This is a genomic window from Amycolatopsis sp. NPDC051758, from assembly GCF_044453095.1.
Taxonomy (GTDB): domain Bacteria; phylum Actinomycetota; class Actinomycetes; order Mycobacteriales; family Pseudonocardiaceae; genus Amycolatopsis.
Map to the genome: position 1 here is coordinate 415,077 of NZ_JBITCJ010000010.1, position 12,467 is coordinate 427,543.

The 12,467-nt window shown below is 71.0% G+C and carries 10 protein-coding genes; 1 reads left to right on the forward strand and 9 read right to left on the reverse strand.

Features of this window, described 5'->3' with window-relative positions:
- Nucleotides 1–6: 6 nt before the first annotated feature.
- Nucleotides 7–4,596: a MobF family relaxase gene (mobF, locus tag ACIA5G_RS39945; RefSeq protein ID WP_395933038.1), complete on the reverse strand. Its 4,590-nt coding sequence runs from the start codon at nucleotides 4,594–4,596 to the stop codon at nucleotides 7–9.
- Nucleotides 4,597–5,050: 454 nt separating this feature from the next.
- On the opposite strand from mobF, the gene ACIA5G_RS39950 reads away from it, so the two are divergent.
- The gene (locus ACIA5G_RS39950) at nucleotides 5,051–5,548 is read left to right on the forward strand and encodes a hypothetical protein (protein WP_395933040.1); all 498 of its coding nucleotides are present in this window, start codon (nucleotides 5,051–5,053) and stop codon (nucleotides 5,546–5,548) included.
- A gap of 331 nt (nucleotides 5,549–5,879) precedes the next feature.
- Here the strand turns inward: ACIA5G_RS39950 and ACIA5G_RS39955 are convergent, their stop codons facing one another.
- From ACIA5G_RS39955 to ACIA5G_RS39990, 8 genes are all read right to left on the reverse strand, one after another.
- Nucleotides 5,880–6,083, reverse strand: coding sequence for a hypothetical protein (locus tag ACIA5G_RS39955; protein ID WP_395933042.1), 204 nt, complete (start codon nucleotides 6,081–6,083; stop codon nucleotides 5,880–5,882).
- Nucleotides 6,084–6,182: 99 nt separating this feature from the next.
- Entirely contained in the window at nucleotides 6,183–6,599 is a 417-nt protein-coding gene (locus ACIA5G_RS39960) for a single-stranded DNA-binding protein (protein ID WP_395933044.1), read from the reverse strand.
- 1,042 nt (nucleotides 6,600–7,641) lie between these two features.
- Entirely contained in the window at nucleotides 7,642–7,977 is a 336-nt protein-coding gene (locus ACIA5G_RS39965; protein ID WP_395933046.1) for a hypothetical protein, read from the reverse strand.
- A 551-nt stretch (nucleotides 7,978–8,528) separates the two neighbouring features.
- Nucleotides 8,529–9,029 carry a hypothetical protein gene (locus tag ACIA5G_RS39970; RefSeq protein WP_395933048.1) on the reverse strand — a complete coding sequence of 167 codons (501 nt, stop codon included), beginning with the start codon at nucleotides 9,027–9,029 and terminating at the stop codon, nucleotides 8,529–8,531.
- A 936-nt stretch (nucleotides 9,030–9,965) separates the two neighbouring features.
- A complete protein-coding gene (locus tag ACIA5G_RS39975; RefSeq protein WP_395933050.1) occupies nucleotides 9,966–10,616 on the reverse strand; it encodes a hypothetical protein in 651 nt (216 codons plus the stop codon).
- Nucleotides 10,617–11,228: 612 nt separating this feature from the next.
- Complete coding sequence (locus ACIA5G_RS39980; RefSeq protein WP_395933052.1) at nucleotides 11,229–11,420, reverse strand: hypothetical protein; 192 nt, start codon at nucleotides 11,418–11,420, stop codon at nucleotides 11,229–11,231.
- A complete protein-coding gene (locus ACIA5G_RS39985; protein WP_395933054.1) occupies nucleotides 11,421–11,870 on the reverse strand; it encodes a hypothetical protein in 450 nt (149 codons plus the stop codon).
- Nucleotides 11,871–11,951: 81 nt separating this feature from the next.
- Nucleotides 11,952–12,155: a hypothetical protein gene (locus ACIA5G_RS39990; RefSeq protein WP_395933056.1), complete on the reverse strand. Its 204-nt coding sequence runs from the start codon at nucleotides 12,153–12,155 to the stop codon at nucleotides 11,952–11,954.
- Nucleotides 12,156–12,467: the final 312 nt, after the last annotated feature.

Sequence of the window (12,467 nt, forward strand, 5' to 3'; positions counted from 1 at the left end):
ATGAGGTCAGTAACCAGGGCGAGAGCCCTGGCTCGGTCCTGGACTGGGTGGATCCTCGACCGGCCGGGGCTTCTGGGCGCGACGCTGCTGCTCGGCGAGCCGTTCGGCACGTTGCCGAGCGTCTGCGGCCGTGCCTGCATTGCGGCTGGCTTCGCCGGGAATTGGTGTGGAGCTGTGCCTCTGCTGGTCGGCGGTGCTTCTGGAATCCCCGGTCGTGATAGGCGGAGCGCTGACTGCGGCCGCCCGTTCCAGTTGCATGCGCGCCTGGGCCGCGGCCTGGTAGGCGGGCAGGACGCGTTCGTCAGGTGGTGGCGGGCCGACCGGGTCTGATCCGGTGATGCCGTGTTGTTCGCGGTAGGCGGCGATCGTGGTGACGGCGGCGAGGTAGCGGGCGCGCGGTGCGGCGCCTTCGGGGGCGGGACCGAGCTGTTCGACCCAGTCTGGTCGGTTTCGGGCGGCGTCCCGGCCGAGCTCGACGACGCGGGCGCGGATTCGCCGGCCGTCGTCGGCGGTGGCGGCGGCCACTGCCCGGTCGCGTCCGGCCAGCGGCTCCGGCGAGGGCGGGGTCGGCAGCCAGCTGGGCCACATCGCGTCGCGGCGGCGGGCAGCGGCCGGTGGCGGCTGGGCGGGTGCGTCCGCTGGGACGGCGGCGGGAATCGGCGCCGGGCGGGTGGCCAACTGGGCGAGGGAACGTTCGTAGGAGGGCACCAGCACGTCGAGTCGGGCGGTCGCCTCGGAGGGAAGCGGCTGCGGTTCCTCCGGCTGCCGGGCCCCGCGAGTGCCAGCCGGGTCGGCGTGCTCGGGCCGGGACGTGGCGGCGCGGATCCGGGCGGCGGCGAACGCGCTGGGGTTCTCGATCCGCGGCCGCACCAGCAGGTCGGGGTCGATGTCGCGGACGATGACGCGCGGGTCATGCCCCGCGGCCGCGGCGGCGGCAAGGTTCTGGCCGATGGCGCCGAACGCCGGCCCGGAGATGACGCGCTCGACCGCCGGGTGCTCGCCCCATTCCTCGCGCAACAGGTCTGCGGTCGCCGTGCGCTGCGCTTGCTCGGCGGCTTCGGCGCGGGCCTCGCGCTGGGCCTTGGTCAGCGGGCGGTGCTGCGGGCGCGCCGTCGCCGGGTCGGCGAGCGCGGCCTCCTTGACCAGCGCAGTGGTCAGGCGGCTGGCGTCACGGACGTTCGGGGCGATCATGTCGTCCGGGTCGAGGGCGCGCAGCAGGTCGCGGGGGTCGCCGCCGGCCTTGTCGATGCGGTCGAGCACGGTGGCGAGGGACCGGAACGCGGCGCCGCGGATGACCCGGTCGACTGCGGGGTGCTCGCCCCATTCCTCGCGCAGCATGACTTCGGCCTTGGCTCGGCGCACGACGTCGGCGGCGTGCCGCTGGGCGCGGAACGCGCGGCGCTGTTCGACTTCTTCCGGGGACAGCCCTCGCCGCCCCGGTGGTTGCGCGGACGCAGTGTCGCGGGCGGGCGCGTTGGGGTCTTCGAGGAGGCCGAGGTCGACTAGCACGGGGGTGTCGTTGCGGTTGATCTCGGTGGCTTTCGCGCGGTCGACCAGCTTGGTGATCACGCGCCGGGTGCGCTCCCCCGCGGTGCGCGGCAGGCCGAGCAGATATTCGTCCTGGGAGCCTTCGACGTCCTGGCGGGCGAGGAACATCCACATCGCCAGCTTGTGCCGGCTGGCGGCGACGAAGCTGCCGGGGTTGTCGGCTCCGGCAACGCTGAACAACACGGCGCCCCCACGCCGCTGGCCGTCATCCCCGGTCCAGGCGGCGCCGTCGGCCCCGATGGTCAGGCCCTGAGACTTGTGGATGGTGAGGGCGTAGCCCTTGCTCAAGCCGCCCTTGGCGACGAACTCCGGACCGAGCACCCGGGATTCGACAATGCGGCCTTCGCGTGTGGCGCGCTCCCACCGGACGTCGAGGCTGCCATCGTCGCGGATGGCGTCGATGACGCCCCGGTAGCCGTTGAGGACATCCGGTGCGCCGTTCTGCCGTTCGTTGACCCGGACCATGACGTAGTCACCCTCGTAGAAAGTGACGGTCCGGCCGCCGGGCAGGTCGTAGGTCCGGTCCTGGCCGAGTTCCCCGGCGATCGCCCGCAGAGCCTGGGCACCGTCGTTGAGCCGGTCAACCATCTCGTTGGTGGCCGCGACCATGAGCAGGCCGCGCTGCTCGGTGAACGCGTCCGGCGCGCCCTGGCGCTGGTCGACCCAGGAGGCGAGCATCGCGGCGGTGGCTTCGTTTCCCGTTTCGGTGACGACCAGCCGGTCGCGGTCGGCCCAGGAGGTGAGCGCCTCACTGTAATCGCCGCGCCGCCATGCGGCGATGGCGGCGCGTTCGTCGGCTTCGGACTGCCGCCGGTTCTCCTCCAGTTCGCCGCCACGGACGAGCGCATGCACCACGCCGAAGGAACTCCCGACTCCGACGCCGCGCAGCTGCTTGGGGTCGCCGATCTCGAGGATCTTGACGCCGGCGGCGTCGGCGGCGATGTACAGGCGGGCGCGGGCGCGGTCGTCGATCATGCCCGCCTCGTCGAGCACGAGGACGTCAACGCCGCGCAGGCCCGGGCCGTTGTAGATGCGCCAGAGCCACTGCGCGATGGTGCGGCTGGGAATGCCGGATTCGGCCTGCAAGGTCTGCGCGGTCATGCCCTGCGTGGCCGCGCCGGCGATGACCAGTCCTTCGGCTTCGTACGCCGCTCGCACCGCGTCCATCAGTGTGGTCTTGCCACTGCCGGGCGGGCCGACGAGCGAGTCCAACCCGGCGCCGGAAGTGGTGATCCGCAGTAGCTCGCGGCGCTGTTCGGCGGACAGCTCGAAGCCGCCGGTGGCTTCGATCGTGCCGGCCGCCATCTCCGCGGTGGCGCGGCTGACGCGGATGCGGGTCTGGTCCGGGGTGCTGGCCTCGGCTTTGGCGACGACGACCTTTTCGGCGTCGACGACGTCGCGGGTGGTGTAGAGGGTGGCGTTGGCCATGTGCTCGGCGCCGAGCTGGCGGCGTTCGCCGTTGGTCGGCTCCGGCGCGTTGGCGGGCCTGGCGGTCTTGGCGAGTTTGACGAACCCGGCGTGCTCGAGGACCTGGTCGGTCAGCTGCTCGATCTCGGCGTGCTTGCCGCCGGCGGGCAGCGCGTCGGCGACCGCGGCCAGCGCGTCGATGCGGGAGAAGCGGCGGGTGTGCGCGGTGAGTCCGGAATCGACGTCCTGGAGCAAGGTGGCGAGTTCGTCCAGGCTCGGCCGCGGCTGCGTGCCAGTGCCATCGGCCAGGTCGCGACGGAAGGTGTCGCGGGTGATCTGGTCGGGGTCAAGCCCGGCGTCGAGGGCTTCTTGCCGCCAATGGCTCGCGAGGGTTTCGTCGGAGGCGATGGTGTTCTCGCTCTTGCGTTCGCGGGTCATCGACGCGGCGACGCGGCGGACCGCGTTGGTGGCTTCCTCGGGGCTGAGACCCATCTCGACCAGCGCCGCTTCGATGCCCTGCCCCCGCTTGGAGAACAAGCGGATCGCTTCGTCGGGGATGGAGTCGATCTCCCACCGGCCGGTGCTGTCGTTGCGACGGTACTGCACGCCGTAGCGGCGGGTGAGCACGTCGCGGACGGAGGCCTGCAGCAGCCGGTCCACGACCGGGGCGTGGCGCATCAGGTCGCGGCCGCCGGCGGCGATGGTGGACCACTTCCCGTCTTCGCCCTTGGTCATGTTGGCCAGCGTGTAGTGGACGTGCCAGTGCGGGTCGCCGATGGCCGCGCCGTCGACCGGGCGGGCAGTGCGGTGGAACATCGCCCAGCCGGCGAGGCCGTTTCCTGCGGTGATCTCGGCGGTCTGGCCGTCGCCGTGATGGCCGCGCATCCCGTACGCGGCGATATTCTCGAGCCAGCCGAAGGTCTCCATCGCCTGGTCGGTGAAGATGCCGTCGAGCTCAGCGCGAGTCTCGTCGTCGACGAGGCCGTAGGCGGCACGGAAGTCGCCGTCGAGGGTCAGGGTGACGTCGTAGGCGAGGTTGCCGATGGTGACGCGGTCGTCGACCTGTTCCTGGGTGCCGTCGGGGTGGGTGATGGTCTTGGTGAGCCGGGAGACGGCGGCGGTGAAGACGTCCTCGCCCCACACCTCCTCGACGGTGAGGCCCGCGGCGTCGGCGAGCTGGCCGGCGTAGTCGGCGCGGAGCACCGCGGCCTCACCCTGGCGCTCGACGGCGCGCTGAGCGCGGCCGTACATCGCGCGCATCCGGTTACTGGTGAGCACCTCGTTGACGGGGACATCGGCTTCGCGGGCGATGCCTTCGATCTTGCGCACGAGCGGGGCGAGCGCGAGTTTCGCCTCGTGCGGAACGCCCTTCTTGTGCGCGACCAGCTGCTCTCCGGTGATCGGGTGGTAGCCGTTGACCAGAGCGCGGGCCTTGTCGAAATCTTCGGGCGTGAGCTCTGTTCCGGCCTCGATTCCGAGGTCGTCCAGTCCCTTGCCGACCCACACGAGCGGACGCTCGCGCATGTCAGTGTGGTAGTCCAGCTGCGCGTCGTTAATTCCCTCGGCTACGCAGCCGTGTCCGAGGCCGAGCCGGTAGTCGACCTGAGCCGGGTCGGACCCGATTGGCGTAACCCACGCCATCCAGTCACCTCCCCCAAGGTGAGCTGGGAAAACAATCCCCCTAAGATCATTTTCCCTCGTATCGCGTAGCGATACCTTAGCTCAAAGTTGTTGATCTTGTGGGCGTGTTTCTCACGCCCACAGGGCCCGCGAAGCGGGCAGAACACGGCCGGCCGTCAGGCCGTCCGTCGTCCTTTTACCTCGCCAACGGCGAGGTACGGCCGCCGGCGCGGTGACGACGAAGCAGCCCGCCCGTGTCGTGCCGGAAACCTTAGGATCGCGGTGGCGCGGGAACCGTCAGGCCGTGCGGCCGGTGCCCGGGCCGGGCGTCGAAAGGCGACTCGGCGCACGTTGTGAGCTGCGGCAATCGGATGCGCGGCGGTCGGCCGTTGATCTAGCGTGGTGGGCGCAGAGGCGAGAACCTACGACTTCGGGGGAGGTCGCTGTGCCATCAGCACGCGAGATCCGGTCCAAGATGAAGAGGGACGAGGACGACGAGCGGAAGCGCCGTACGGACGCGGTGCTGACCGTCGCCAAAGCCACGGAGACGGCGGTCAAGGCTCGCGCCGCCAACGACGCTGCGCTGCGCGAGGCGTTCGAGTCCGCCCTGAAGATCCGCGACAGCGACGCTGAGCGCGTCGGTGCGCTGCGCAAGGCGTTCGAGTCCGCGCTCACCGACAACCCGCAGGCAGCCGAAGCGGAACTGGCGGCGGGGCGGGCGATAAATGCGGCCACGACGTTGAAAGTCACGCAGGCGAAGCTCGCCGAGATGACCGAGCAGCGAGTGGAGGACCTGCGCCGCTGGGCGCAGCTGGCGAAGCACGCCGACGTGGCGCTGGCGAGGAAAACGGCGAGTGCTCGTGGTGGGCACGGCGGGCCGGCGGAGCCGCAGCCTCGGGCCACGGCGTACGCGGTCGTCGCGGCGCCGGACCCTTCAGGGGTCGGCGGTGCGGTCGACGGGGCGGCTGGCTAGAACAGGACGGTCTGGGCGGGATCCCCGAATGCGCTCCTCTTCCCATCCGTGCTCGGCGACGACGTCGCGGAGCTGGTCGGAGCGCTCTGCGGGTTGGGCGGTCCGTCAGCGGCGGCGGACGGCATCACCACGTTGCGTCAGAAACGTTCGATTTCCGCGGCGTGGCGTACGGGACCGACCACGAGCTGCGGCCGCGGCCGCCGCTGAGCAGCCGCGGTCTTCGGGCTGGCGACCGCCGTCATCCGTTCGAGGGTAAGCCGGGGGTACCGACGGTTTTCGCGACGTTCGCCCGCCTGGTGCGCGGGCGAACGTCGCTGCGGGGCTTGGCCGGTCAGGCCGGCGGAACTTCCGTCCAGTCGTCGACGACGATGATGCGGCGCCGGTAGACGTGGCCGCCGAAGCGCTGCTTCGCGCGGATCCGTCGGGCTATCGGATAGACGGCCTCGATCTCCGGATCGTCGGGGAACACCCGCATCGAGCCGCCGCTCATCTCCGCGGCGTGCTCGGTGATGACGGGACAGTGGGTTTCGGTCACGGCTTCTCCTGCATTCGGTTCATCGGTTGCCTTGCGGTGGTCGCTGGAACTGGATGGAGGAAGCGCCGGCACCGGGGTCCCGGTGCCGGCGCTGGAAGGTCAGGCCGCGGGTGCGAGCTGCTCGCGGTTGTGCTCCCGGCCCTCCTCTTCGCGGGACTTGCTGGTCTTCGTGACGACTGCGGTCGCGTAGCGGAGACTCGGGCCGATGACCGACGCTTCCAGCTTGGTGCGGCGGACCGGGAACTGGGCGCCGTTCGGGGTGAAGGAGTCGTCGAGGAACTTGCCGGTGACGATGACCTCCATGCCGGTGCGGATGGTCTGTTCCACGTTGGCGGCGAGCTCGCGATAGGCCACTACGGGCTGGAAGACCGGCGGACGCGAGATCCACTTGTCGCGGACCTTGTCGAAGTAGCCATCGCTGATCGCGACGTCGAAGCTGAAGATCGTCGCACCGGCTGCGGTGTGGCGGGTCTTGTGGATCTTGCTGACGTTGCCGGTGACGGTGATCTCGTTCATGGTCTGGCTCCCTTGGTGCTCGGTGTCGGTGGAACGCGGCTCTGCCTCAGCGGGCGGCGGAGGGATCCGAGCTGTAGCGAGGAGCGGCGGGGGTTCGGCTCCGCCGAGCGGTGTGGGATCGCGCGTGCGCGACCCCGAAGGGGCTTGTCTCACCCGGTCGGTGCGGGCCGGTTCATCGCCGCCCTGTCCTTCCGCCGGTCTGCTGACCTCCGGGCGGTTCACTGGCACCGGGCGCGGGATCAGGCGTGATGAGGAGCCCGTCCGAGGCGATCGGCGATCCCGAACGGATCGGCTGCAGGTGAGGCGTTTCGGCACGGTCCGGGCGCTGCGCGGGAGCCGGGACGGGACGAGCGTAGCGGTGACCTACCTCGGGGCTGGCGGCCGATGAACTCCGCTCGTGGCGCCGGGGTGGGAAAAGGCGGTTGGTGGGCTCGGCGTGGGCGGAGGGCGTCTTTGGGATCCGGCACCGCGTCGAGCGCCGCGGGCTCGGGTGTTCGGCACGCGACCGCGCGACCGGGCAGTGGCTGTGCGGTGAACACCTGGACGTGCACCCACGGACGGCAAGATGTGAAGCTACGCGGCCGCGGCGGTGTGATTGCAGGGCCGCGGCGAAACCGGAGAGCGGGTCGTAACGGTGCTGGCTGGTGCCGCGACTTGTTCGGTATCGAGCCCGTCGCCCCTCCCCCCAGGGTGGCGGGCTCGATCACTACGGGGGCTGGCCACCGGGGACTCGGCGGCGGTCAACGGGCAGCTCGGCCGTGTGCGTGCGGGGTGAGGCGAGGTGCCGCAGTGCGGCGGTGAGCTGGTCGTCGGAGTGTTCAGCCACCCTTTTGTGTTCCAGGTCGGGCGGCTGTAGCGGTAGACCTGGACGTCGGCGTTCGCGTCGGCGGTCCTGTTCAGGTCGCCGACGTTCTCCAGCTGGCGGTGCGCCTGTTCGGCGAGGTGGGGACTCGGGGTGTCGCCGGGTCGCATCAGGGAAGAGTGGGAGCGCCGGAGCTGATGTCTGGCGGCGCGGCCGTGATGGCCGCGCCGCCGGGTTCGGTCAGGTCGCGGGGACCGGTTCGGCGAGGCCGTGCTCCGGCCAGTGGGTGATCGCGTTGACTTCCTGGATCGTCCGGAACGGGGCGCAGATCCGATCGTCGTCGAGCGCGGCGTAGAGGTCTTCGGGGGTGTAGGCGTACTGGCTGACCAGGTCGATGATTGTGTACGCGTACGGGTGCTGGCCGGTCTGGTAGCCGGTCATCAGCAGGAAGGTGGGCTCGTCGTCTTCGCGGTCCTTGTAGACCTGGGCGAAGAAGGTCCGCAGCGGCCGGTCGTAGCCGATCACGATGGTGTCGGCGGTCTCCGGGTTCTTCGGGGTGAGGTAGTGCCTGGTCATTGGATGGTGCCTCCCGTGTTGCGGTTCGGTGTGCTGACGGGCCGTGGCCTCAGCGCGCCGGGCAGGGGTCCGCAGGACGGCAAGTGGGAAGGGCTCGTCCGGGCGGGTGGGATCGCGCAGCGACCGAGCGCAGCGAGGCTGGTCTCACCCGCCCGGACGGGCGTGGACGGCTTGCCGCGAAGCCCCTGCGTGGTGTGCTGACCTGTGGTGTCAGCTCGCGGTCCGCTGCCGCGAGGTGACGCTGTGACCCGCCGCTCCCGGTCCGAGTGTGCAGGCTGGATCGGTGCTGCGACGGAGTGCACAGGACGCGTGGCGAGGTGGACGGCGGCGGCCGGTGTCCTCAACCGGTTCTGCGGGTCGGCGCAGTTCGTCGGGGAGCGTGAGCAGACGACGTCGGTGTGCGGGAGGCGGACGTTGCGGTAGGCCGCGACGCGGCCTGCCGGGCCGTAGTGGTCGGTGTTTTACGCCGGTGCACAGGGCGGTGGGATGGTCCGGATGGTGCTTCGGAGGTGGCGCTGGCCCCGGCCGCCTGGCCGGGGCCAGCGCCTCGTCTACCGGGTGAGGGCCTTGGCGAGCTCGTGGTGCCGGGCGAGAAGCACGCCGGCGGCGACGGTGGAGAAGGCGAGCATCGCGGTCAGGATCACGTCGGGTGCGTAGACCTTGAGGTTGGCGAACTTCCCACCGAACGCGACGTTGTCGACGACGGCCCAGACCGTGACCTTGATGCCGTCGATCTCGCCTTCGTAGGTGACGGTCCCCCGGCTCGGTTTCCGGGCTTCGGTCAAGCCCAGCACGTTCGCCCATTGCCGCGCGGCTTGCCGGGCGGCGGCGGGGCGGCCGTCGACGAGTCCGTTGAGGACCGGCAGCCGCGGCGCCGGGTTGCGGTAGTCGTAGTCGGTGTTCCACGACCAGTTCACGCGCTTGCATCCGAGTTGCGCGCCGATGTGGTCGAGCTGGGCGAGCATCGCGGTGCCGGACTCGGCGAGCCGGGCGGTGCAGTCGCGCAGCTGCTTGGTCGTCGGCGTGGCGTACAGGTCGGGGTATTCGGACACGATCGCGCCTCCTGGGCTGGGTGCTGGTGGAACGCGGTGGTGCCCAGCGCGGCGCGGGAGGGGTCCGCAGGACGGCGGGGGTTCTGCTCGCCCGGGCGGGCGGCCCGCAGCGCCAGCGAGGACCGTCGCCCGCCCGGGTGGGCAGGTTCATCGGCGCGTGCCCCTGCCGCGCGGTGCTGCCCTCGGGCGTTCCATGAGCGCCCCGGCCACGGATGGCTGGCGTTGAGGACCGCAGGCGACCCGCCGGCGTGGGCGCGGCGCTTCCGGTCCTCGTCGGTGACGGCGTGACGGCAGCACGGTGACGTTCGGAGAGGGTGGTCCGGCTTGTCGTTGCCCAGCACCGGCTCGGTGCGTGGAGCGCCGTCAGGCGCCGAGCACCACGGCCAAAGGCGGGGCATCCGGGTGGAGGCGCCCTGGCGCCGGAGCCCGGATTCCATGGCCGGGTGGCGTTTTGCGGAGCGCCGCCAGGCGCGGAGCACGCGGGGACGGTGCCGCCAGGCGCCGGCCCCGCCAGATGCGCAGCACCAGGGCGGAGGCGCCCTGGCGCCGAGGCCCGATTCAGTGCCCGCCGGCAGGCGGGCCGGGTGGGCGGGTGGGCGCTGGGGAGCACGAGGGGGCGCGAGCCCCCTCGTATCGGGGGGGGGGGGGGGGGGGCGGGCCCCCCCCCGGGGGGCGGGGCCGGGGGCGGGGGGGTGCGGCGGCCCGGTCACGCGCCCGGCCGCGCGCGCCCCCCCCCCCGCGGGGTGGGTGGAACCCNNNNCGTACGGGGGGGGGGGGGGGGGGGGGGGGGGGGGGGGGGGGGGGGGGGGGGGGGGGGGGGGCGGGGGGGGGGGGGGGCCCCGGGGGCGGGGGGCCCCCCCCCCCCCCCCCCCCACGCCGATGTTTCGCGAACCGGCGGCCGGGCGCGGTGTCGCACCCGGCCGCCGGTGGCCGTGGTCAGCCCTCGACCAGGCGGCGGACGGCGTTGAGGGTGCGAAGAACCTTGGTGTTGCGCTCGCCGCGCTTGAACGTCTCGCGGTTGTAGTCCTCGAACCATGCGCGGGCGGCGGCGGCGACGGCGTCCGGGGTGAACCGGTTGCCCTCGCGGAGGTTCCACGCGCTGTTGAGTCCGACGCGGATTTCGTGGTCGGTGAGCCCTTCGCGGATGCTCCACAGAACGGCGATACGGACGTCGCTGGGAAGCGGCTTCGGCTCGGCGGTCTTGACGGCCGTGGCGACGGGGGCGGCCTGCTCGGCTGCGTCGGCCTGGCACGTGCCGGAGCAGTACTCCGCGCCGGGGAGAGCGGAAATGTTGGTGTCGCACGACCCACAGCGGCGGCTGTCGCCGGTTTCGGGGTCCAGTCCGAGGGAGGTCAGCCGCGCGCGCTCTTCGATGCGCTCGGCGGCCGCGACGGTTGCGGGAGAGAACGACCGGAGGGAAGGGGCTTCGATTTCCGCGCACCGCTCGCACCGGCCCTTGAGTTCGCGGCTCTGCGCCTGCTCCGTCCGCGACAGTTCCATGACACACGCGTTGCAGAAGCGGTTCGGGTTGGCGGCGAACGGGGTGCGGCGAGAGCGAACCGTGCGGGTGATGGTGCTGGAGGTCATTTTGTTTCCTTCGGCTTTGTGGTGACCGGAGTTTGGCAGCTCCGGCGGGGTTCTCGTGCTCCCCTGACAACGCCTACATTACCAACATTACCAATCATTCGAAAGGGTTTCCGGGACTTCTGGCCAATTTTCTAATTCGACTACCGCTAGGTCGTCAAAATTCCGACCCGCAAAGTGGGGGGCCTTGGCGATTCATTCCGTCATCCTGGCTGAGCGGCCATCACAGGTTGTCAAGGGGGGTCAACACCAGGCGCTTTTCCTGGTGTTGACCCCCCTTGATGGCCTGTGATAGCTCTTTGGCCTGGATGTCGGAATTAATCGCCTTGGTCCACCACGAAACCGCAGCTTCCCCTCACCCCCGATTCATTCCAGAGGCCTGCCGGGGGTCCGGGGGCGGCGAGCGCCCCGGCTACCACAACCAAACAGAGCCCGGGCGCGATACGCAATAGGCTCACCAAACCGTCCGATCAATAGGAACAGTATTCATTCCGCGGATAAACTGAAACGCCACCGCAACGGATATCGCGATGCTCAGATTCGCCTGGTGCCGTTCTTGCACCGGTGACCGCGGTGCGGAGGCGGCGCGCGGTCCGGCTCCGCACCGTGCCGAGGTCAGGCTGGCAGGCGGCGTACGCAGCGGCAGGTGTCGGTGTCACCGCCGTGAGGCAGCTTCGGGGTGATCTCAACCAGGCCGCCGCCCTCGCATGCCGGGCAGGCGCGGCGGGCGAAGTGGCGCGCGCCGTCCTCGGCGCTGAAGAAGTCCAGGTAGATCCACTGGCCTTCGGTCCCGGCGTCGGCGAACACTTACTGCTGGAACGTGTTCAGAGCGTTCACGGCGAGCGGGTCGAGCAGGTCCAGCCGCCACTTGTCGTCCTCGTCGTCGTTGTCGATGTGGTGCCAGCCGAGGTCGTCCGGCTCACCCAGGCCCAGGGCGAGGGCAAGGTGCTGCTGGACCCTGGCGACCACAGACGTCCGTTCGAGTCCCTGCGGATCGCGCCAGTCCCGCAGCCATTGCGGTGGGGACATCGCCGAGAACGTGGCGGTCGAGCGGACGGCGGTGACGGTCGGGCCGAGCGGCCTTTCCCAGCGGGTGCTGAGATCCAGCAGCAGTGCGTTCGCGTCAGGCACCGCGGCGCGGACCTGCCTGGTGATGTCCAGCAGCCTCGCCGGGTACAGCTGGCGATCGACGCGACGGCGCTGGGCGTCGGCTTCGTTGAGGAACTGGTCGAGCGGGTCTGGATTCGTGCGGGACATCGCGGTCCTTCCATCGGGGGGGATGTCGCGACGGACCGGTCCGGCGCGTTTTGCGCCGGACCCGGGGAGGGGTGAGAACCGTCAGGCGTTGTCGTCGCCGGATTCGGGTGTCGCGTCATCGCGGGCAAGCCAGAAGTCTTCGGTGATCAGTGCGATGGCTGCGCCGACGACCAGGGCGATGATCGTGGCAAGCCACCACGGCATGGTGCCGTCGCACAGGAACATGATCAGCTTGATCAGGATGGTGAGGCCGGCGTAGACGAGGAATTGGTACCGCAGTGGCATCGCAGGGTCCTCACCATTCGCCGTTGTCGGCGGCCAGGTCGGCGGCGATGCGGTCCTGGTGGGCGTCGCGGTCGGTGAACTCGCGCCAGTTGCCGGTGCCGGTGAGGGTCTGGGTGTCCATCGGTGCCTCCTGGGGCTGGGGTGTCTGTGGGGCGCGGCTCTGCCTCAGCGCGCCGGGTGGGGGTCCGCGCTTGCGCGGACGGCCAAGTCCGCAGGTTCGGCCGGTCGACGTGGACCGCGCTACACCCGACCGCCGGCGAACAACCCGACCGCACAGCGCGGTTCATCTCGACCGGCCGGGCCGGAGGACTT

What these genes read in the sequence shown, in the direction of transcription:
- mobF (WP_395933038.1), bottom strand. Translation starts at nt 4,596, where the DNA reads ATGGCGTGGGTTACGCCAATCGGGTCCGACCCGGCTCAGGTCGACTAC.
- ACIA5G_RS39950 (WP_395933040.1), top strand. Translation starts at nt 5,051, where the DNA reads ATGAAGAGGGACGAGGACGACGAGCGGAAGCGCCGTACGGACGCGGTG.
- ACIA5G_RS39960 (WP_395933044.1), bottom strand. Translation starts at nt 6,599, where the DNA reads ATGAACGAGATCACCGTCACCGGCAACGTCAGCAAGATCCACAAGACC.
- ACIA5G_RS39965 (WP_395933046.1), bottom strand. Translation starts at nt 7,977, where the DNA reads ATGACCAGGCACTACCTCACCCCGAAGAACCCGGAGACCGCCGACACC.
- ACIA5G_RS39975 (WP_395933050.1), bottom strand. Translation starts at nt 10,616, where the DNA reads ATGACCTCCAGCACCATCACCCGCACGGTTCGCTCTCGCCGCACCCCG.
- ACIA5G_RS39985 (WP_395933054.1), bottom strand. Translation starts at nt 11,870, where the DNA reads ATGTCCCGCACGAATCCAGACCCGCTCGACCAGTTCCTCAACGAAGCC.
- ACIA5G_RS39990 (WP_395933056.1), bottom strand. Translation starts at nt 12,155, where the DNA reads ATGCCACTGCGGTACCAATTCCTCGTCTACGCCGGCCTCACCATCCTG.